The sequence below is a fragment of the Shewanella sp. 5_MG-2023 genome, assembly GCF_030547465.1.
Taxonomy (GTDB): Bacteria; Pseudomonadota; Gammaproteobacteria; order Enterobacterales; family Shewanellaceae; genus Shewanella.
Map to the genome: position 1 here is coordinate 20,247 of NZ_JAUORC010000024.1, position 21,600 is coordinate 41,846.

At 42.3% G+C, this 21,600-nt stretch carries 15 protein-coding genes; 10 read left to right on the forward strand and 5 right to left on the reverse strand.

Translation table 11 applies throughout. The features are described 5' to 3' along the window. Positions 1-36: 36 nt before the first annotated feature. From Q4557_RS14645 to Q4557_RS14655, 3 genes are read left to right on the forward strand one after another with little or no spacing between them, the layout of a single operon-like run. Complete coding sequence (locus tag Q4557_RS14645) at positions 37-1,245, forward strand: polysaccharide biosynthesis/export family protein (RefSeq protein WP_102439629.1); 1,209 nt, start codon at positions 37-39, stop codon at positions 1,243-1,245. A 10-nt stretch (positions 1,246-1,255) separates the two neighbouring features. Beyond that, positions 1,256-2,827: an exopolysaccharide biosynthesis protein gene (locus tag Q4557_RS14650; RefSeq protein ID WP_241904064.1), complete on the forward strand. Its 1,572-nt coding sequence runs from the start codon at positions 1,256-1,258 to the stop codon at positions 2,825-2,827. Continuing rightward, positions 2,782-4,062 carry a capsular biosynthesis protein gene (locus tag Q4557_RS14655; protein ID WP_102519059.1) on the forward strand — a complete coding sequence of 427 codons (1,281 nt, stop codon included), beginning with the start codon at positions 2,782-2,784 and terminating at the stop codon, positions 4,060-4,062. Before Q4557_RS14650 ends, Q4557_RS14655 begins: the two co-directional genes overlap by 46 nt. 65 nt (positions 4,063-4,127) lie before the next feature. Here the strand turns inward: Q4557_RS14655 and Q4557_RS14660 are convergent, their stop codons facing one another. Then, complete coding sequence (locus tag Q4557_RS14660) at positions 4,128-4,784, reverse strand: NAD(P)H-dependent oxidoreductase (RefSeq protein ID WP_102439631.1); 657 nt, start codon at positions 4,782-4,784, stop codon at positions 4,128-4,130. Positions 4,785-5,248: 464 nt separating this feature from the next. Next, positions 5,249-5,626: a hypothetical protein gene (locus Q4557_RS14665; protein ID WP_102439632.1), complete on the reverse strand. Its 378-nt coding sequence runs from the start codon at positions 5,624-5,626 to the stop codon at positions 5,249-5,251. A gap of 429 nt (positions 5,627-6,055) precedes the next feature. On the opposite strand from Q4557_RS14665, the gene Q4557_RS14670 reads away from it, so the two are divergent. The 6 genes from Q4557_RS14670 (at position 6,056) to Q4557_RS14695 (ending at position 13,740) form a co-directional block, all read left to right on the forward strand. Then, complete coding sequence (locus Q4557_RS14670; RefSeq protein WP_102439633.1) at positions 6,056-7,381, forward strand: oligosaccharide flippase family protein; 1,326 nt, start codon at positions 6,056-6,058, stop codon at positions 7,379-7,381. Between the two features lie 10 nt (positions 7,382-7,391). After that, positions 7,392-8,450: a glycosyltransferase family A protein gene (locus Q4557_RS14675; RefSeq protein WP_102439634.1), complete on the forward strand. Its 1,059-nt coding sequence runs from the start codon at positions 7,392-7,394 to the stop codon at positions 8,448-8,450. Positions 8,451-8,668: 218 nt separating this feature from the next. Next, positions 8,669-10,597: a WecB/TagA/CpsF family glycosyltransferase gene (locus Q4557_RS14680; protein WP_303413634.1), complete on the forward strand. Its 1,929-nt coding sequence runs from the start codon at positions 8,669-8,671 to the stop codon at positions 10,595-10,597. An 8-nt stretch (positions 10,598-10,605) separates the two neighbouring features. After that, entirely contained in the window at positions 10,606-12,000 is a 1,395-nt protein-coding gene (locus Q4557_RS14685) for a sugar phosphate nucleotidyltransferase (protein WP_102439636.1), read from the forward strand. Positions 12,001-12,054: 54 nt separating this feature from the next. Further along, positions 12,055-12,459, forward strand: a complete 405-nt coding sequence (gene tagD, locus Q4557_RS14690; RefSeq protein ID WP_102439637.1) for a glycerol-3-phosphate cytidylyltransferase — start codon at positions 12,055-12,057, stop codon at positions 12,457-12,459. 63 nt (positions 12,460-12,522) lie between these two features. Beyond that, positions 12,523-13,740, forward strand: a complete 1,218-nt coding sequence (locus Q4557_RS14695) for a CDP-glycerol glycerophosphotransferase family protein (RefSeq protein ID WP_303413638.1) — start codon at positions 12,523-12,525, stop codon at positions 13,738-13,740. A 56-nt stretch (positions 13,741-13,796) separates the two neighbouring features. On the opposite strand, the gene Q4557_RS14700 is transcribed toward Q4557_RS14695, so the two are convergent. Continuing rightward, positions 13,797-17,027: a DEAD/DEAH box helicase gene (locus tag Q4557_RS14700; RefSeq protein WP_102439638.1), complete on the reverse strand. Its 3,231-nt coding sequence runs from the start codon at positions 17,025-17,027 to the stop codon at positions 13,797-13,799. Between the two features lie 165 nt (positions 17,028-17,192). Next, a complete protein-coding gene (locus Q4557_RS14705) occupies positions 17,193-19,145 on the reverse strand; it encodes a monovalent cation:proton antiporter-2 (CPA2) family protein (protein WP_102439639.1) in 1,953 nt (650 codons plus the stop codon). Positions 19,146-19,325: 180 nt separating this feature from the next. Between Q4557_RS14705 and Q4557_RS14710 the strand changes: the two genes are divergently transcribed. Continuing rightward, positions 19,326-20,222 carry a GGDEF domain-containing protein gene (locus Q4557_RS14710; protein ID WP_303413644.1) on the forward strand — a complete coding sequence of 299 codons (897 nt, stop codon included), beginning with the start codon at positions 19,326-19,328 and terminating at the stop codon, positions 20,220-20,222. On the opposite strand, the gene tilS is transcribed toward Q4557_RS14710, so the two are convergent. Beyond that, positions 20,199-21,572, reverse strand: coding sequence for a tRNA lysidine(34) synthetase TilS (gene tilS, locus Q4557_RS14715; protein ID WP_102476169.1), 1,374 nt, complete (start codon positions 21,570-21,572; stop codon positions 20,199-20,201). The two genes, Q4557_RS14710 and tilS, sit on opposite strands and share 24 nt — an antisense overlap. Between the last annotated feature and the right edge of the window lie 28 nt (positions 21,573-21,600).

Sequence of the window (21,600 nt, forward strand, 5' to 3'; positions counted from 1 at the left end):
GGAACCACTAAATCACGGACGTAAAGGGGAACAGAAATGAACATATTCAAATCACTACTTTCTATCGCTATTATCGCAGGCTTAACCGCTTGCGTGACCCCTATGCAACCAGCTGAGCAAGATGTTTGTGATTTAGAGCAGCAACTCACTAGCTGCCATTACTTTGGCCAAAAAACGCCTTATAACAGAAAGGTCAGCGCTGTGACCTCAAACCATACGACTTTCCCTACTGCGCCAATTTTCGGTAATAAGTCGATGGTGGTTGATACCCAGCAAGCATTGTCATTATCTGTAGGGGATAAAATTTCGGTAAAAATACTCAATGGTGATGAATTTAGTAAAGATGTGGAAGTAGATGCCGACGGCAATATCTATCTGCCTTATTTACCGCCAATTTCAGTTACAGGACTGACTCTTAATCAATTAAACAATCAAATCAGAAACATATTAATCGATGAAAATCTGATGTTGGCCCATGCGGTGCGTATCAGTATATTACCTATTAGCTGGGCACCTATTGAAATCACCACCTCTGGCGCAGTATTTGAGCCAGGTCAGCACATGATCAACAAAAAACTCCCCATTGAACTTAAAGATGATGGCAGTAACTTTGCTGGTGACCAAGCCATTCAGCGTAATGTAGCCGCCGCGGTGAAGTCTTCTGGTGGGGTGCGCCCAGATGCTGATATTTCAGCAATTAAGGTCATCCGTAATGGTCAGGTTTTCAATATGGATTTACGTGGTATGCTAACGGGAGAGAAAGTACCAAACATGACTTTAATGGCTGGCGATCATGTACATGTTCCTTCGACGCATTCATTTAATGATCAATTAGCCAGACCTTCTCAGTTGACAACACCAGGGATCAGGGTATTTATGTCAAACTTAACGCAACCTGCAAGTTCAAATAGTCAGTCAGCAGTAGACCGTGAAGCAACACGCTTTCCTTACGGCACCCGCTTGCTAAATGGCGCCATTGCGGCCAACTGTGTCGGTGGTGCCCAAACCACCAATGCCAGTCGTTACGTTATCCTAGTGACTAAAAATCCATTATCTAATCAAATAGATATTGTCGAACGCTCAATTGATGGCTTAATTCAAACGGCCTGGAATAATGAATCAAACCCAGTATTACTCCCCGGTGATGGACTTGCCTGTTATGACTCTCGCGTAACTAATATCCGTGAAATAGCCAGAACAGTAACTGAATTGGTCGTGCCAACAACCCTTATCGGATGGTTGTAAGGAGACAATAATGAGCCAAGGAAACTGCAAAAGCGGCAAAGGCGAACAGAGCCAGAAACAAGCAGACTCTGGGGCAGGGGCGCACACAAGCTCCAGTGCTGATACTGACGTTAAGCTTGAAAATGAAACCCAAAGCGCACAAAACACTGACATCGAAACAGAGCAAGATTACGCCAGCTTTTCAGAACTTGCCTATTTATATTGGATTAAACGCGCCACATTAGAAGGCAGCCACTTAACCCCTAAAGCCCGTAAACGCCTGTACATCAAAACAGCCTTGATATCACTGCTCATTGTCTGGCTGTTGGTGGCTGTTTTTATCGCGCTAACCCCCACCAAATACGAAAGTAAATGGGTGGTCATATTACCTGGGGTCGCAGCGGGGTCTTCCCTAAGCCTTGACAGCCTTGGTCAAGCAAGTAGCTCCAATAGCTCGCCTTATATGAGCTCGGCCATTGATCCAAGAGAGAATTTTAAAGCGATTTCCATGAGCAGCTTGCTGATGCAAACCGCTGCGTTTTATTTAAAAGTGCCTAGCAATGAAATACCAAAACCCAAACTTAAACTCCCCAGTCAAACGGGCTTAATGGAGTTTAGTATTAATGGCGCATCGCCAGAGCAAGCTCAAAAACGTGGCTGGGCTATGTATCGTTCTTTACAAGACATTCTTGATGATCTGCGTTTTGATGAAAATAGCCTGCGCGAGCGAGGTATTCAACGTAGCCTGAAAAGCTATAACGCCCGAGTAAAGCAAACACAAAAGCAATTACTGGATTTTCAATCTGAGCGAGGCCTAATAACCCTTGATCAGTTTAAAGAGTTAGCCATCACCATTGAGCGCTTACGCCATAGTAAAGTGACCCTTTCAGCGTCACTGCAAGGTTTAAATGCCAGCTATGAACTCTATGAAAAACACCTTGGCATTAATGACTCACAAGCTGCGATTTTACTCAAACTCAACAATGATAAGCTGTTTCAGCAGTTACTTGAAAAACACAACACCGCCAATACCACTTACATTGAAAATGCTGGGCGCTTGGGTCGTCGTCACCCGACATTAGTCACCCTAAAAGCAGAGTTAGACAGTATCTTCGATAGTATGAAGCAGCGCTTTAATACCATTATTGGATTTCAAGATGAGAAAATTTTAATGATGCTAACGGTGGATGATGTTGATGGCCGCGCAGTGATGATGCAAGAGTTCATTACCATAGCCTCAAAACGACAAGCGACGCAATCAGAAGTAGATTCACTGATCGCGCAAATTGATCAGTGGGAGCTACGCTTGCAGCACAGTAACGATGATGCCGCCAAGCTTGCAGATTTACAACGTGAACACCAGTTAGCCACTACGGTATTAACCTCTGCGATGGCAAAATTGGATGTGGGTAAATCAGATATCTACTCGGCTTACCCCATGTTGCAATTATTTTCGCCGCCGAGTTTAGCTCATTCTCCCAATAAATTAGCCAGCATACTAATTATCTTTGGTGGGTTAAGCGCTTCTTTCATGTTACTGCTAGGGTTGAGCATTTTATGGATCCGCAAACCATTGTTGCGCAAAATGTTGACGAAAAAATAATATACAACAGCATTGTTTATAGTTATTTATTTTGGCTGTTTGGTGCTTTATATGTCATTGCACCTGTGATTGCATGGGTGCTATTTGCACGCTTACTTTATAAAAAAATTTCAGGTCAGCAAACATATAGAATTAGCATCAGCCATTATGTATGGGTGTTTGGCATGTTGTTCATGCTTATTGCCTTAGTGGTCGGCCACCTCGATTTTGGCTTAGGTATTGGCAAATTAATTAAATCATCTATTGGCTGGGCCAAAGGCTGGGCCTTACTGGCAATATTTCCGCTTATTGGCTGCTTATCTATTCGGCCTGAAATTATTTATCGTGCCTGCTGCAGAGTCTGCAAACATACTATTTTGCTGTTCCCGCTGTTTTTAATTGCTTGGAAAGTTGGCTTGCCCAGCACCTTATATGTGTCGCCACTGAGCATTATTGGTGGCCCAGGGCCTGAGTTTTTCAGCGTCAGTTTATATGAAATCGACCCTGGCAGCGGCGTTCCCCGCTGGCGTCTGTTTACCCCATGGGCACCGGCATTAGGCATGCTAGGTAACTTATATTTTATTTTTGCCGTACAAGAAAAGGATTCACGTTGGAAAAAGTGGGGCATTGCAGGCAGCTTACTGATGGTATTAATGTCGCAATCCCGTCTTGGCTTGGTGTGTTATTTCGCCTTAATCGGCTTTTTCACCCTATTTAAACTTGTGCGCTCACCTTTACTGTACTTTTTACTTAGCCCGTTAATGTTACTTATTGGGGTTGTCGGTGAAGCCACTATCAACAAAATACAAATCAGTATTGCCGCCATAAAAGCTGCCCGCGCCGATTCAACTCGCGTTCGTCAAGCTTTGGCTGATATTGCCGTTGAAAGGTGGATGAATGAAGCGGTGATCTTTGGCCATGGTATCGTTGAGCGAGGGCCGCACATGGTGGAATACATGCCCATAGGCTCGCATCATACTTGGTATGGATTATTGTTTGTTAAAGGCGTTGTCGGCGCTGTAGCGTTAGCAATTCCGATGTTAGTCACCTTCTTGATATTATTGATCCGATTATTTAGTCAGCCTATGGCCAGAGTCGGCATGGCAATTTTACTGATGTTAAGTTTATATACCTTCGGCGAGAATTTAGAAATTCTAGCCTATTTATTTTGGCCGGGATTAATTGTATTAGGTATGACGCTGCGAGCTGAAGAGCCAGAAGCCGTACTCAAAAAAGCCGCTGCCTTGAAGGACTAATCATTGTGTTTTGTTACCTAAGTGGTAACAAAACACTGTCATCACAGCGGCTATGGCTTACGCCATTAAATAATTTTTATCACTTGATCAAATGCAAGACGCGACTTAGGTAAGCTGGCATTGTAATCTTCATCACTATGATGGTAACCGATAGCTAAACCAACATAGCATTCATAACCATCTAATTCTTCGGCAAAAATATCACCGATAAGTTTACTATCAACCCCTTCCATTGTGGTCGAGTCGATACCTAAACGGGCTAAAGTATGCAAGGTGTTACCCAGTGCAAGATAAGCTTGAGAGCGTGTCCACGCCTCGTTATTACCCTGTGCATCGGTATTTAATTCAGCAAAAGAGTAACCACCAAAAGCTTGCTCGCGATTTTCAGGTTTTGTGCGACCATCTTCAATGCCCTTATCAACCACTTTGGCATAATCGTCACGGGTATAGTGAGGGTTATGGGCAAATAAAATAATATGAGAACAGGCTTTAGCATGGGGCTGATTGAACTGATATTTATTGGCGAAAGTGTCGTGCATTCTTTGTTTTGCTGCATCACTTTCAAGCACAATAAACTTCCAAGGCTGTGAATTAATTGAAGATGCTGAAAGTCGCATCGCCTCACAGATCACCGCTAAATCTTCTTTTGAAACACGCTTTGAAGGATCATAACGCTTTGCTGTATAGCGATTGTTTAAGTCTTCAATAATTGGATGTGTCATATTTACTGTCTCCACTTTCATTAATATTCCCGGCTTTCATCCACGGGAAATGCAACTGCCGAATGCCATAAGTTATAAAGTATTCAATAAAATCATTACTTTGCTTAGCTAAGCTAAATAAACTCAAAACAAATGCTTATTTAATAAGTTACTTTTAACTTTTTATGTAAAAAACTATTATTAATTAAGCACTTTATATGGTTATAAGCTTATTTAACCCCGCCATAGCAAACAGAATTAAAATAACTTCCTAACGACGTAAGAACGTTGATAATAGTCGCTAGGTCCCTATGCTTAAAGGGGCTAATAGTTGTTACATTATCAACAATTTTTTGGTAATAGATGATTAAACCCCATAGCATGCACAGCTATCACCCCTCTTTAAGCGCTAAAGTGACGCAGAAGTCAGCCCTTGATAAGAGCTGATAAAAATGGATAACACTCACATAGATAATGGCAGCTGGTTACTGAGATAACTTCTGCTGCACATACGCGCACCAAGCCTTAGAGTGTCGATTTGGCACATCAGTGTCGCCCCTTACACCTAACTTAAATTCAATCACCGACTGCCATTCATCTGAGCCTAAGTCAGGCCCATGACCTTGACCATCGCCTGAAATCAGTTGTTGATCTACTTGCTTAAACCAAGCTTGAGTACACAAGCTACTTTCAACTGCTGCAGTTGATTGCGCACTTGATTGCGCACTTGATTGCATAGTCGATTGCTCAGTTTGCTGCTTTGGCACATCTTGGCTACAGCCTGATAAAGTTAATCCAGCTAACAAGGTTAAGCTCGCTGGCAGCAAACCCATGCTCATCAATAAAGAGGTCGATTTGTTCATTTGTCCATCCTGTTAGTTTTGCCTTTCACTCACTTGCCAATACACGCTGGCACCACTATTAGCTAGAGTGAATAGCTAAAGTAAATAGCTAGAGTGAATAGCTAAAGTAAATAGCTAAAGTGAATAGCTAAAGTGAATAGCTAAAGTGAATAGCTAAATCAATCCTAAACGGGTTAACGCCATACATCAAAGCAAACCAATGAAAAGCGCTTTGATGCTCTCAGTTAAAGTATTGCAAACTGCAACGGCCCTATCTCAATTTGCTAAAACACCTCAGCAGCACTTACCCCGCAAAATAATAAAACCCAATTAAAACATACATATAAAAGTTGGCACGATAAGTGTAACTCCCCTTGTAAGCAGTCAGCTAGTCCTAATTTGAATTTGCAAACAAGATCAAATTAGCTAACAAGATCAAGGGTACAAATAATGCAAACAACCACTAACTCACTAGGTCCTAAAACGACCGTCAATCAAATGCTGAATCAAGGCATTCGTACATTGGGTAAAAACCTAATGTGGTTGGCGAGTGCTCAGTTTAGTGGCCGTATTGTGAGATTAGCAGCTAGCGTGATAACCGCGAGATTACTGACACCAGAAATCTTCGGTCAAGTGGCCATTACCTTAACCCTATTTGAATTAATTTGTACTCCAACTCGCCGCATTACTTCAGCAGCACTTATTCGCATGAATGATACCGAGTTTAAAGACAACTTAGCCAGCGCCAATGTGATTAACTTCGGCGCCTGCCTTATTGCCTTTGCACTAATGAGTTTAATCAGCTTACCACTGGCTTATTACTACCAAGACAGCCAACTTGTTCTGCCTATCTTGTTTGTTGCCAGTAGTTATTTATTACTGCCATTTGGCATGTTGTACGCCACGGTGAACTTACGTAACAACAATATGCGTAAAGTGGCTAGCGCCAACCTTTGGCAAACCGTGGGCGATGGCATCTTAACTGCAATACTTGCACTGAGCGGCTTTGGCTTGTGGGCCATTATTATCCCTAAAGTGGTGATGGTATTGGTCTGGATTTACCTGCATAAAAATGGCAATCCGTTACCGACTTTTACCCAAAAAGCATCCGTTAAAAATGTTAAATCAATCCTTAGCTTTAGCATTCCGGTGAGCTCAAGCGATTTGATTAACACCCTAAGACAAAGCATTGATTATCTGGTCATTGGTTACTTCATGGGGGTTGAGGCTCTGGGGGTTTACTTCTTTGCTTACAACGTCAGCTTGGGGATCAGTTTAGGGCTAGTTCAAAGCTTTGGTACCGCGTTTTACTCGCACCTTTGTAGCGACGATAAAATCGCGAGCAATGTAGCAAATAGCCAACAAGTTGCTAAGCAGAAGTTTCGTCACAGTGTGATGGCCATTAGCGCGATTACCGCCCCTATCATCATCTTACAAACAACACTTGCGCCCCTTTACGTGCCATTTGTATACGGTGAGCAATGGTTAACAACCGATGCCATTTCAGTGTTCATCTTCTTATGTTTAAGCGGCCTTGTTCGCCCAATGGCAGAAGCCGCCAGTCAGTTATTACTTGCCCACGGCCATAGCCGTTTAAATTTCAAACTCAATTTAGCTATCACCGCTTTGTTAACCCTGGTGATCAGTGTTGCAAGTCAGTTTAGCTTAAGCACAGTCGCACTGAGTGTGATGGTGACTTACTTAATTATTATGCCTTGGCTTTGCTGGTACAGCAGCCGTATCTCATTTAATCAACCAACTGTTACAAACAGTTAAGGAAAACATTATGTCTCCTAGAATCTCAGTAGTAATGCCAGTTTATAACGTTGAACAGTTTGTTAAATCGGCTATTGAATCAGTATTAAAGCAAACCTATGACAACTTCGAGCTATTGATTGTTGATGATCGCGGTGATGATAATAGCATGCAAATATGTAAACAATTTATCGGCGATCCAAGAGTACATATCATCCGTCATCAAACCAACAAAGGTTTAGCAGCGGCAAGAAATACCGGCATCCGTCATTCATTAGGTGAGTTTGTGGCCTTTATTGATTCTGATGATTTATGGCACCCTGAAAAACTACAGCGCCATGTGGTGCATTTAGATAAGAACCCCAACGTTGGATTAAGTTTTTCACGCTCAAGCTTTATTGATTATCAAGGTAAGTTTATCGATTTTTATCAAATGCCAAAACTTTTTGACATTGATGCTGCCCATTTATTATGCCGTAACCCTGTAGGAAATGGCTCAGCGCCGGTTATTCGCCGCAGCACCTTAAACGACATACGCTTTCAGCCAGCAAGCAGTAAAAATCGCCACAGCTGCTACTTTGATGAGAACTTCCGCCAATCAGAAGATATTGAATGTTGGTTACGTATTGCTGCAACCACCTCTTGGGAAATTGAAGGGCTACCAGAGCCATTAACTTACTACCGCCTTAATCATGGTGGCTTATCAGCAAACCTTGAGAAGCAATATGCCTCATGGGAGAAAATGATTGAAAAAGCCCGTGGTTTTGCTCCTAAATTATTAAAGCAACATGAAGAGTCTGCTCGCGGGTTCCAATTACGGTACTTATCAAGACAAGCTATTCGCATTGGTGATGGCAGCGCTGCTGTAAAGCTGTTTAACCGCGCGATGAAAGCATCACCTAGCATTATAAGAAGTGAAACCTTTAAAACCGTCACCACCATGATTGCCGCATATGCGCAGTGGATAATACCTGCTTGGGGTTATATCGCTATCGAAGCTGTTGGGCAAAAATTTATCGGCATTTTACAAAAACTACGTATTTCACGTGACGGCGTTTCAAGTGAATTTATGCAACAAAGTAAATTGTAACCCGCAGCTCTTATCTCATCTTCCCTGTTCTGGCTTTGCAGTGCGATTCGCATTCTGCAAAGTCAGCTTTTTATTGCAAGCCCCTTGCTAAAAAACCACCAAAAAAAACAGTTAAAAACACAATAACACACTATTAATTAGATACTTAACAAATATGGAATAGTTCGTGCTTTAACAAGGTATCGAACGATTAATCATTGCATTTTATGAGGTACGGTATGGACGCTCATCAATCAGTAAACACTCAAACCCAGTCGCAGGCATCAGACTCAACCTTATTGTCAGTCCGCGCTTTTGATTGCTTTATGGCGATAATATTACTGGTTTTAATGCTACCAATAATGGTGTTTAAAACCTTAATACTTGCCTGCTCAAAGCAAGCTATTTTTAATGCTATCTACATTCATGTAAACGATCGCCAAGTTGCGCTGTATCAATTTAGCCAAGGGCGCTTTTCAAGACTGCCGTTTTTATTGGGGATCATTAAAGGCGATATTGGTTTTTTAGGCAGTGCCTTTGAGTATTGCGTGTTTGAGCCAGGTTCAACCAATAGCCGCCCTGGTGTTTTTTCCATTGAAAAAATGCAGCGCAATATGGGGATTGAACATATCAATAATGCAGCCCCTGAATTTAGCAGCTTATTTCATTACCTAATTAACCTAAGTAAGTGCCTAATTTGCCGTTTAATTGTTGCCTCTACTGAGCTGAATTACCCTGAGCAATTCAACTTACTTGGGGTCAATATTGATAATAATAAAATGGCTGACAGTGTTGAAAAACTGGTTAAAGCAGCGCAGCACTCTGTGGGCGATGAAACCCAACATTTTGCCTTTGTAAATGCAGACTGCTTGAACATTGCCTCAACAGACAGCTCTTATAAAAATATTCTCAATCAATGCCAGCAAGTTTTTGCTGATGGTAGCGGTATTCGTATTGCTTGCCAGCTACACGGTATCGGCCTTAAAGACAATGTGAATGGTACTGATATGCTGCCGTTACTGTGTCAACGCGCCAGTGAGCAAGGGATAAAACTGTTTTTCCTGGGGGCAACTGCTGGCACCACTGAAGAAGCGGCAACCAACCTTAAACAGCAGTACCCTGATTTACAGATAGTGGGCTGTCATCATGGTTATTTAAATGAAAGCAACCAACAAGAGGTGATTGAGCAAATCAATCAATCAGGGGCGCAGCTACTACTCGTCGGCATGGGGGCGTCAAAGCAAGAACATTGGATTGAGCAACATAAATATCAATTAAAGGTGGGCGCAGCCGTTGGGGTTGGTGGACTGTTTGATTACTTCGCCAATAATGTTTCTCGTGCACCTATTGCTGTCAGACAAGTAGGAATGGAATGGATATGGCGCTTAGCACAAGAGCCACAACGCATGTGGAAACGCTACGTGGTGGGTAACCCGCTATTTTTAGCGCGAGTGTTAAAGCAAAAACAACAGCTAAATTTGGCCTCAGCCACCAGCCAAGCTAAGGCTCAGCCGCTATCAGCTATTTCAAATCACAACCGTCATTGGTACTTCTTTAAAATCAAATGTGGCCAATTTGCAAAACGCACATTCGATATTGTTGCTGCTAGCATTTTGCTAATTTTATTAGCGCCATTATTTGCGTTAACCGCATTAAGTATCCGAATTGAGTCGAAAGGGGCGATCTTTTTTTCACAAACACGCAGTGGCAAAAATAACCAAGCATTCACCATGTGGAAGTTTCGCTCAATGTATATTGATGCCGAGCAAAGGTTAGAAAAAATCAAACAAAACAATGAAATGCAAGGTGGCGTCATTTTCAAAATGAAGCAAGATCCGCGTATTACCACCATAGGAAAACTTATCCGCAAAGCTTCAATCGATGAGTTACCACAACTTTGGAACGTGTTAATTGGTGATATGTCACTAGTTGGCCCAAGACCTGCACTACCTAATGAAGTAAGCCAATATCAGTTAAGCGACCGTCGCAGATTAGGGGTAAAACCTGGCATCACCTGCATTTGGCAAGTTAGCGGACGCTCAGATATTCCTTTTGATAAGCAAGTAGAACTGGACATTGATTACATCTACAAACAATCGCTTAAAGAAGATATCACACTGTTATTAAAAACTATTCCAGCTGTACTTTTGGCGCGTGGCGCCTACTAGGAGACCTTATGCAAGCTATCGTATTTGCCAACCGCAATGGAAATGAATTAGCGCCGCTAAACCAGCAATATTGCCCAGCGCTATTACCGCTAGCAAACAAGCCTCTAGTGGAGTACACCCTAGAAGATTTAGCGGATGCAGGCATAAGCCAAGTCAAAATGGTGATTTGCGCTGATGCAGAACAACTGGAAGCCCAAATTGGTAATGGCCAGCAATGGGGTTTGAATATTGAGTATTTTTTAAGTAAGCCACAAGAAGCAGTTAATAGCGTGCTTGCCAGAATGCATATCGATAACACCACCCAGGCATTAGTGGTTCGAGGCGATATATTAAGAAGCCCTTGCCTAGAGCGTTTTGTGGCATTTTCCAGCATGGTACCCACCAAATTTGTTCACGCAACAATGGAGCAGCGTAACCCTGGAATGATGATGCTACCCGCTGGCTGGAAACACAATCAATTGCTTAACTGGCCACTGCAAACCACAGCGGTAGATCATGATGATAGTATCGCCCAAGTGCTTCATGGTCAGTGCTTTTATTTAGACAGCTTATCAGGCTATGTGGCAGCCACTGAATTTGTGATTTGTAGCAAAATATTTAGCAGTAAAGGTCGCAAACACCAAACAGGCTCAAGCAACCAAAGCCTTATGGTTGAAGCCCAATGCGAGCTGCCGCAATTAGATAGCGCCGAGGTGTATGGCGCAATTGGTGAATACACCAAAGTGTCTCATAAAGCTCAATTAACTGATGCGGTGGTGGTGGGAAAATACTGCTTTATTGAAGATAGCCAGATCCAAAACAGTATTATTTTGCCTAATACCTATGTTGGGCCGCAATTATCGGTTAACAATAAAATCATTTCCCAAGACTTGATGATAGACCCACAAACCAGCAGTTGGAGCAAAATTGAAGATCAAAGTTTAATCGCCACATCGACCCAAAGCGCCAGTAATTACCACACGCTAATGCAGCGTGGACTAATGATGATGTTTTATATCTTACTGTCACCACTATTACTGACCTTATTTGTGGGCGCATTGATCATCAAGCCCAATAAACCACTGCTGACTGAAACCGTGATTAACAACCACAATAAAGCCGTTAAAGCGCACAAGTTTAATTTTAACAACAAGTTTTTTTCACTACTGCCACAACTTTGGTTAGCAGCCAAAGGCGATTTAGCCCTATTTGGCGCATCCAGTAAACATAAGCATTTGCATGACAGCAACACCACTTATGGCGTCTATGGTCCGGTGCAATTGAACTTTGACCAGCACACCCCTGATGAAGAAATACAAATGGTTGAAATGGAATTTGCCCAAGCGCAAAAGCCACTTTACCTAGCAAACATATTGCAGCAAAAGTTTCACAGCAAACAAGCTGACATCATCATTAAAAGCTAAATTGATTTTAAATTAGAGATTGCAGCTAATTACTGATTAAAAAGGATATTCATTATGAAAACCATCATTACATACGGTACATTTGATTTATTCCACTTTGGCCATGTGAGATTATTTCAGCGCCTAAGCAAAATGTGCGATCAACTGATTGTTGGGGTTTCTACCGATGAATTTAATGCCCTAAAAGGCAAGGCAGCTTTCTTTAGCTACCAGCAACGGGTAGAAATTGTGGCGGCTTGTAAATATGTATCAAAGGTCATTCCTGAGCATAACTGGCAGCAAAAATCAGCTGATGTTAGCCGTTTTGATGTTGATATTTTTGCCATCGGCGATGATTGGCAAGGTGAATTTGATTTCTTAAAAAGCCAGTGCGAAGTCATGTACCTCACCCGTACCGACGATATTTCAACCACTGAGATTAAAAATAACCTCGCGGTTAAATCTGTTAATGCGGCCTAAGCTTATTAGCAGTTTAGTGCTAAACTTTGTATTTAAAGGAATTTACAGTCAAGGAGACATTGCATGAGCCAATTTATTGCCAATAGCATCAAATATGTCATGACTCAAAGCGTATATTTTTTATCTGGCTTAACGCCAAGAACGCGCAAAGCAGTGATGGGGGGTTATAAAAATAAATTTGCCGATAATAGCAAATACCTGTTTTTACATTGGCAGCGCACAAAAACGATCCGCGCGATTTGGATAAGTGGCGATGGCGATGTTATCAGCGCATTAAACCAACAAGGCTATGAGGCGTATCACCGCTGGAGCGCCAAAGGGATTTATCATGCGTTAACCGCTGAGTTTTATTTCTATACTAGTTATATTGGTGATATTAATCAGTATTTTGCTAAAGGTGCCACCAAGGTTAATTTATGGCATGGCTCGCCGCTAAAACGTATTGAGTATGATATTAACAACGGCCCGTTATTAACGATTTATCACCCTAAAAGCCTGAGCGAAAAGCTTAACTCTGCAAGTTTATACCACCAGCAAAAAGTAAAGCCTGATCATATGATTGCCCCCAGTGATTTAGTGGCCAACCTTTTTGCCAGCGCCTTTAACATCAACCTTAACCAAATGCTCAATTGCGGTAATCCGCGCACTGATTATTACAGCCACTACCCCGAATCAAATTCCTTAGCTGATGAACTTAAGCAAATTAATCACGCTGACAGTATTATTCTTTATGCCCCGTCATGGCGTGACGCCTCTGCCCTTGCTGAAAAACAATCGAATCCTTATTTGCAAGCATTTGATTTTGAGTTGTTATCGGCTTATTTAGTTGCTAATAAGCAGCTATTTTTATTACGGCTTCACCCTAATGAAGCCCAACTTGGCAATGATATATCCAATTACCCTAACATTATTAATATCAGTGATTGGCAAGATACCTATGAAATTATTAATGAGGTTGATCTATTAATTACCGATTATTCGTCTTTGTATATCGATATGCTGCAAAGCCAAGCGGATATTGTGTTTTATCAATTTGATCAGCAGCAATATAGTACTGACAGCCGCCAATGCTATGACTATGCAGCGTCTATTCCTGCTGCGGGTAGGGTGATAACTGAATTTAGCCAACTTATGGCTTACCTTGCTACGTCGTTGGATAAAAACGATGCTAGTCAGCAAGCTGAGCATAAAAAAAATAGAGCTGAGTTATCTCAGCTCTATTGGCAATATCAACATATCAATGTGTTTGATTGTTTGGATGAATTTGTTAAGGCTAAATAAACCCCATCAATGACTTACTAACAAGCGACTAGCGACTAGCGACTAGCGACTAGCGACTAGCGAAGCAGTGACAGTAAATCATCTGCATTACCTGTCCACTGGCTTTTAGCGCTGCCTGCAAGAATGCTATCAGCTAGGCTTTGTTTGTGCTGCTGCATCTCTTGAATTTTTTCTTCTACCGTCCCTTGGGCAATCAGTTTATACACAAATACAGGGTTGAGCTGACCGATACGGTGCGCCCTATCTGTGGCTTGCTTTTCGGCAGCCGGGTTCCACCATGGGTCAAAATGGATCACGGTATCGGCGGCGGTTAAATTAAGCCCTGTGCCGCCCGCTTTTAGGCTAATCAAAAACACCGGAATTTCACCTTCTTGGAAGGCGTCAATTTCAACCTGACGGTTACGGGTTTGCCCTGTAAGCTTGCTATAGCTTATGCCTAAATCAATCAACTCTTGCTCAATTAGCGCCAACATACCGGTAAACTGGCTGAAAATAAGGATTTTACGGCCCTCTTCAACCATCTCGGGTACATTTTCAGTCAACCAAGTGAGTTTGGCGTTATCTTTGACGTACTGCGCTTGCTCTAGCTTCACTAAGCGTGGATCACAACAGGCTTGGCGTAGCTTAAGCAATGCATCTAAAAACTCAATGTGACTGCTTGATACACCTTGTTTAGCAAACAATTCACGTAATTTTTTCTCCATCACTAAACGGATACTTTCATATAAATTACGCTGATCTTTTTCTAACTCTAAGGTTTGAATGATTATGGTTTTTTCTGGTAGCTCCGACATTACTTCGCTTTTGGTGCGGCGCAGTAAAAACGGCGCAATACGATTGAGCAATATCGCCGATTTTTCAGTATCAGCTTGCTTTTCAATCGGGCCTCTAAATTCTTTATTAAAGTAATTATGCTGACCTAATAATCCCGGTAAACAAAAATCCATTAGTGATTTTAACTCGCCTAAATGGTTTTCAAGTGGCGTACCTGATAAGCATAATCTAAATTGGCCTTTGAAGGTTTTAAGCGCTTGAGTGACTTTTGCTTGGGCATTTTTAATCTGCTGTGCTTCATCTAAAATAATATGCTCAAAGCTGTATTCGCTATAGAACAATTCATCACGCAAGATCAAAGGATAAGTGGTCACAATCACATCGTAATCTGCAATCTGCTCAAGTAATGCCTGACGTTTACTGCCGTGTACCACCAGCACTTTTAAACTTGGGGTAAACTTTTGTGCTTCTTTAAACCAGTTGCCCACTAAACTGGTGGGACAAACAATTAAACTGGGCCTAAATGCCCGTGGATTAACTGCGCTGCTTTGTTGCTTTGATTGTTTCGCTTTAAGTAAAAAAGCGAGCGTTTGCAGGGTTTTACCTAGCCCCATATCATCTGCAAGAATACCGCCTAGTTGGTATTCTTTTAAGAAACACAGCCAGTCATAACCTTGCTTTTGATAGTCACGTAAGGTGGCATTAAGCCCTTCTGGCAGCGGCGCTGACTCTATGCCTTTAAACTCGGTAAGTTTATTGGCTAACTGTCTAACGCGCTCACCATTAAGTAACCGAATATCGCTTTCTGATAACTCATTCAATAAGTCAGCCCGATTGCGAGGGACTTCTAGTTGGTCGCCACCACCACGCTGGAATAACTCTTGGATAACCGAAATAAGCGGTTTAATGGTTTTGGCTTTAATCTTCACAAAGCGGCCATTAGGCCCTGGCAGAATGAGCTCCTGCTCGTCATCTGGCTCGCCATTTTGCTGCAGCCAACGGGCAACTAAACTTAATAAAGGTACACTTTGGCCATCAATATCAGCATTAAGTGACAGTGAGAACCAGCCGCTGTCTTCATCATCGTCAAGGTCAACTTCAATGTCGGCTTCAACAATATTAAGGTCAAACTCTGGGGCAAACTCTACGTTATAGCCTAAGTCTTCTAAGGTCATCACCCCAAAGGTGGTGAGCTGGGCCCACTCATTCACCATATCAGGCATTAAGCCTAAACTGTAAAAGCTACTGGCATGATTATAAGTCAGCAGGCTATTATCAATAAGTTGCAATTGCAAGCTTTGTAGTATCTGCACCACTTGCGCTTCTTGCTCAGGATCACGATGAATTTGATACTGGACTTTACCTTGCTTAATCAAGGTGATTTTTTCGCGAGCTAATTTGCCTGACAACAGCATATCGCCATAGCCAAACTGCAGCTGTAATACCGGCTGCATAACTGCGCTGTCGCTTAATTGCACCATGGTAAAAGTCAGCTTTGCGACTAATGGCTGCTCAATTTCATAAAATTCAATTTCACTGGGTACAGGGACACTTTTAGGGGAAAAGTGACGCAACATTTTATCGCTGATATCGTCGACTTTATCTAATGGTACTGGCGGCATTTGTTGCAATAGCTTTAATTTTTCAACGCTTAAGTCAGTATCCAAATGACCAATCTTTAGATAGTCTAAATCCATAAACATCGGTGGATTGGTGGCAATAAACTCCCAGTTTTCAAGCTCAGGCATGGTCATACTGATTTGCGTATGACGGGTATCAGTTTCTTGCCAAATAAAGTCTGGGGTTAGTGCGCGGGTCATCTGAATTGGGGTGCGGCTTTCTTCCCAAAAGCAACTGCCAAGTTGGATCATCTTATTTAATGCCAGTGCGCAAATTTCACCTTCAAGATAGATTTTTGAGGCACTTTTTGAAGACGATAATAATAAGCTGATGATTTGGCTATCTTCAGCGTTAATCCACCATGGCAGATGATACTTCACATCATTTAACGCAACTTTACTGCCTTTGTTGTACTGCAGTTTTTTGTTTAATTTACTGCGTTTAAACTCAACAAAAATACCATGATGATCGCTTGATAACACAAAGATTATCCGTTCTTTATCTTCATCATCTTCGGTCTGTGTGAGGGTATCTTGCTTATCTAATTGTAAAATCCATTGGCTAAGACGCTGCTCTTCAACTGGCTTTTTATCCACTAACGCCAGTAACGCTGCGGCAACGTGCTTACAATTGCTAGCAACAGGGCAAGTACAATGAGATTTCATCACGATTTTATGATTGACATTGACCAAGCTGATGTCTTGACGATAAGGCTCGGTGGCGGTTCCTACCACATAGGATTCAACATTGTGGTTATCTTGACTGGCGTGAACGTCGAGTACCCGCCCTTCAATCAAATAATTCTGCGCCTTTTGCAGTTGAGTAGATGAAAATAGCTTAGCAACAAGTTCTAAGGTAATTTTTATTGGAAGATTAAACAATTTGGCAGACATGCATTATTCCATACGAGCAGTAGCAAAAGATGGCTACACAACAACGAGCGTAACCATCCATTCTATGGAAGATGCCTGTAAAATTCTACCGTGACATGCGCTTTAATTATTTTTTTTAAGGCTAATATCATAGAGTGCGTAAGCTAATTGATGCTAGCCTTGCAACTAGCCTTGTAATAAGTGCTCTTCAATGGCTTCAATTGCACGGGGTTTTCCTACCACCATCACAATGTCACGGCGCTCAAACACCCAATCATCCGGCGGTGGACTTATCTCCTCACCTTTACGTCTAACAGCTCGTGCTTCAACACTAAACTGCGACCAGTCAATATCGGTGAGTTTCTTGCCGATAGCATCTGCACCTGTATCTAACGCCACAGCATGCAGCAGTTCCAAGGTAAAGTCGGTTTCGGCGCCAGTGAAAAAACCATGTAAATATTGGTAGTGATTACGGCGCTCAGACTCTAAACGTTTAATAATTCTTGGTAGCGGCACGCCACATTTATACAGCACTTGCGACACCAGCATTAAACTGCCTTCGAGCTTTTCTGGAATAACTTGAGTGGCGCCAGCTTCTGTTAAATTTTCTAATTCAGCATCATCTGTAGTGCGAACAATAATTTTAGTTTCAGGGGCTAATTTACGTGATAATGCTAAGCAGTCTTCAACTTGCCTTGACTCACCAAAGGTGATCACCACCATGCTGGCTCGGCGAATACCAATTTGCTTTAACAAGCCCATTTTACAGGCATCACCAAAATAGACCGGCTCGCCTGCAGCGCGGGCTTCAGAAACACGTTTGGGATCTAAGTCCAGCACCACAAATGGCACCGCTTCGGTTTTTAAAAAACGCGCAATGGTTTGCCCTACACGGCCATAACCTAATATTAATACCAAGTCGCCATCATCAGGGCTGGGTAAAATGAATTCTTCATCCATTTGATCTTTACTATTGGTTTTACCCTCAATTTTTGCCGCAATATCAACACAATGCCTGACTAACCAAGGTGCGATGGACATGGATAACACCGCCACCATCACTAAAATGGTACTCATTTGAGTTTCTAATAGCTGATAATTAACCGCCAAGGCTAATACCACAAAACTGAATTCGCCCACTTGAGCCAAACTGATAGCCGTACTTAATGCCACTTTAAATTGCTCGCCCCCAAGCTTTAATAAACCAAACACCACTAAGATTTTGGTCATTAACACTGCAATGAGGATTAATAAAATTTGCCACCAAAACTCAACAACAATAGCAAAATTTAATAGCATACCAATGGAGATAAAAAACAGTCCCATCAGTAAATCTCTAAATGGTCTAATATCCGCTTCTAACTGACGTCGATACTGACTTTCCCCTAACAGCATCCCCGCTATAAAGGCACCTAACGCCATGGATAATCCCAGCCACTGGGTAAACGCCCCAGTAACTAACACCACCACTAAGGTTGATAATACAAACAATTCATTAGAGCGAGAGCGGGCTACTTCATCAAAAATACGCGGTAAAATCCATTTACCAAATGACATCAATGCTAAAAAGGCCAAAATACCAGTGAACAGCCCCCAAGCGATTTCAACAGCGCCCATGGCTTCACTGCTAGGAGATAACAAAGGTAATACAATCAGTAGCGGTACCACGGCAATATCTTGAAATAACAGCACACTGACAGAGAGCTCGCCATGTCGGCGACGCATCCAGCCTTGATCATTAACCAGTTTTAGCACAATCGCCGTTGATGATAGCGCCACAGCAGAGCCAATCACCACAGCAGCAACCATATTTTGACCGAATAAGTAGGCGACTAAACCGGCAATTAATGCGGTGAATGTCACCTGAGCACTGCCTAAACCGAATACTGTGCGGCGCATAGACCAGAGCTTAGGAACCGAAAACTCTAACCCTAGGCTAAACATCAGCAGCACCACACCCAATTCTGCCACTGAATGCATTTGCGCTTGAGTAAACCAATGAAAGCCACTAGGCCCGCTGAAAACCCCGGTTAGCAGATAAGCTAAGATTGGCGGTAACCCAACTCGGCGTAACAAAGAAATTGCCACAATCGCAATGACTAGCATTGAGAGAATATGGATGAAAATACTGTGCTCCATAAAGGCATGTTCTCCGAGTCAATAAAATAACGATTAGATAAACAGTCTATTAACAAAGTGGCAAATTAACAATAACCTTATGAAAATGGTAAACAAAAAATAACAGGCATAGTTATTGCTTAATAAATTTATCAAACGAATAACAATTAGAAACTTGAAATCATCATTGGGATAATAGCTATGGACTACGCAGTAACGTCACAACCATACCCGAAGTTAACTATAAGTAAATCAGAAGCTTATTATAAAACAACCGATGAAGAACCTAGGCTTAATTTACTGGCAGTGTTACAGCAATTACACTCAAATTTAGACCCTGAAAGCGTTTTTGCCCGCTATGGCAAAAGCATCGGACAAGTTTTGCCGATCCGCGGCATCCAGCTTAATCACCAATTAAAACTGAATTGGGGTCGTTGCCAGGGACTCAGTATTCAGCGAGTGATCACCGGTTTTGGTGAGCCCTATAGCATTAAATATTACTTATCTACGCCACTGACACCAAGTCAAACAAGATTGTTAAACACCTTAGAAGAACTGTTCAATCAGCCATTACATAATGCCTACCAATATGCGCAGATGTCGAACCAAGCGATGTTTGATGCCCTGACTGGGCTAGGTAATCGCTATTATTATCGGCAAAGTATTAAGAGTGCACTGGCAAGAGCTAACCGAAAACAAGCTGATATTTCTCTGATTGTGCTGGACTTAGATAACTTTAAAAACCTCAATGATCAACATGGTCATAAACTGGGGGATACGGTATTAAAAGAGTTTGCTGATTTATTAAATGATGCTATCCGCAATACTGACCAAGCATTTCGAATTGGTGGTGATGAATTTATAATTATAGCCCAAGGAAAAGAACATACGATGACACCATTGTGTGAACGTATTATTGCGGCAATAAATAGCCACCCATTAACCAGTGCATTTAAGGTGCAATGCAGTATTGGGGTGGCTGAGTTTTTACCACCACAAACCCAAGACAAACTTTATGAAACTGCAGATATGGCGTTGTATGCAGCAAAAGCCGCGGGTAAAAACGGCTTTAAATTAAGTATGCAAACAAACGCCTAACTCGTTATGGCTGGCAAGATAGCGTTTATCAACCCAAAAACCAATGGCGGCAACTAAGGTGTCATTGTAAAAAATAAGCGGTATTTTATGCCTTTGCCAAGGTGGCACGGCTAGCTCCTGCCAAACTTTTTTAAGCTCACGGCCTTTATCACGAAAATGCGGCTGACAGCGAATACTGCCTTTGGCGCCAAATGAGATAGTCACTTGCTCCGTTGTCGCTAACCTTAGTCTTACTCCCGTTTGCGTTAAACCAATAGCGCAGTCAGCTAGCTGATTCATCTGCACGGTTAAACTCAATTGCTTGCCAGTACACAATGACTGAATATTGCCAATCAACTCAACATCATCTGGCTTTTCATTACTAACAGGCACCACAAATGCCTTGCCAGCAAAACGCTTTATTGAGTAATCACCACAAAAAATATCCACCTTGGCATCATCAGCGGCATAGATCAGCTGCTGTAAAATTTGTTCCAGCTGCGATTGAGACGGCAAATTAAACCCTAAAGATTGAATAAAGCCCCGCAGCAACAGGGCTTGCCATTGAGGTGTTTGGTCTGACAATTGCTGTAATTTAAAAGCGGGCAACTCAAATGGTGTTGCTGTATCAAGCCATGCGGGTAAGCGCGTATCAACTTCATCTTCAATCACTTGCTGCTGCTCAGCGCATAATTTAGCACTGCGTGATGCGGTGGTGGCAATACTTGGCCAGCGAGCTTTTAATCTCGGAATGATGTCATGGCGCAGAAAGTTACGGTCAAATTGCTCATCTTGATTACTTTCATCTTCAATGTGCTTAAGTTGGTTATCACTGGCAAAAGCTTCAATTTGCTGGCGAGTAACATCAAGTAACGGCCTAACAATCCAACTTTGATGATTAAATGGCTGCATGGCGCCCATGGCCGCTAAGCCCTTGGGCCCTTGACCACGTTTGAGGGCTAACAGTAAGGTTTCCAGTTGATCATCTTGATGATGGGCGGTGAGTAATATATCGCCTTGGTTAAGGTATTTTTTGAAGACGTTATAGCGGGCATCTCTGGCGAGCGCCTCTAAACTTTGCCGCGCAGCTTTATTAATCGCTACACGTTCTATCTGAATGGGTAACTGATAGTGCTTAGCCTGAGTGAGACAATGATTGACCCAATGCTCTGCATTGTCACTAAGCCCATGATGAACATGGACTAATAAGCAAGGGATATTAGGGTGCTGCTGGGCAAACTGGCTTAAACCATAGGCAAGGCATTCAGAATCAACCCCGCCGCTGTAAGCTAATACTAACTTAGCCTGAGGCTGTGCGTTTAATAGCACTAGCGCATGCGCTTGTATCGCTTTGCAAATATCTACGCTCAATGGATGCCTCTATTGCCCAAATGGCTCA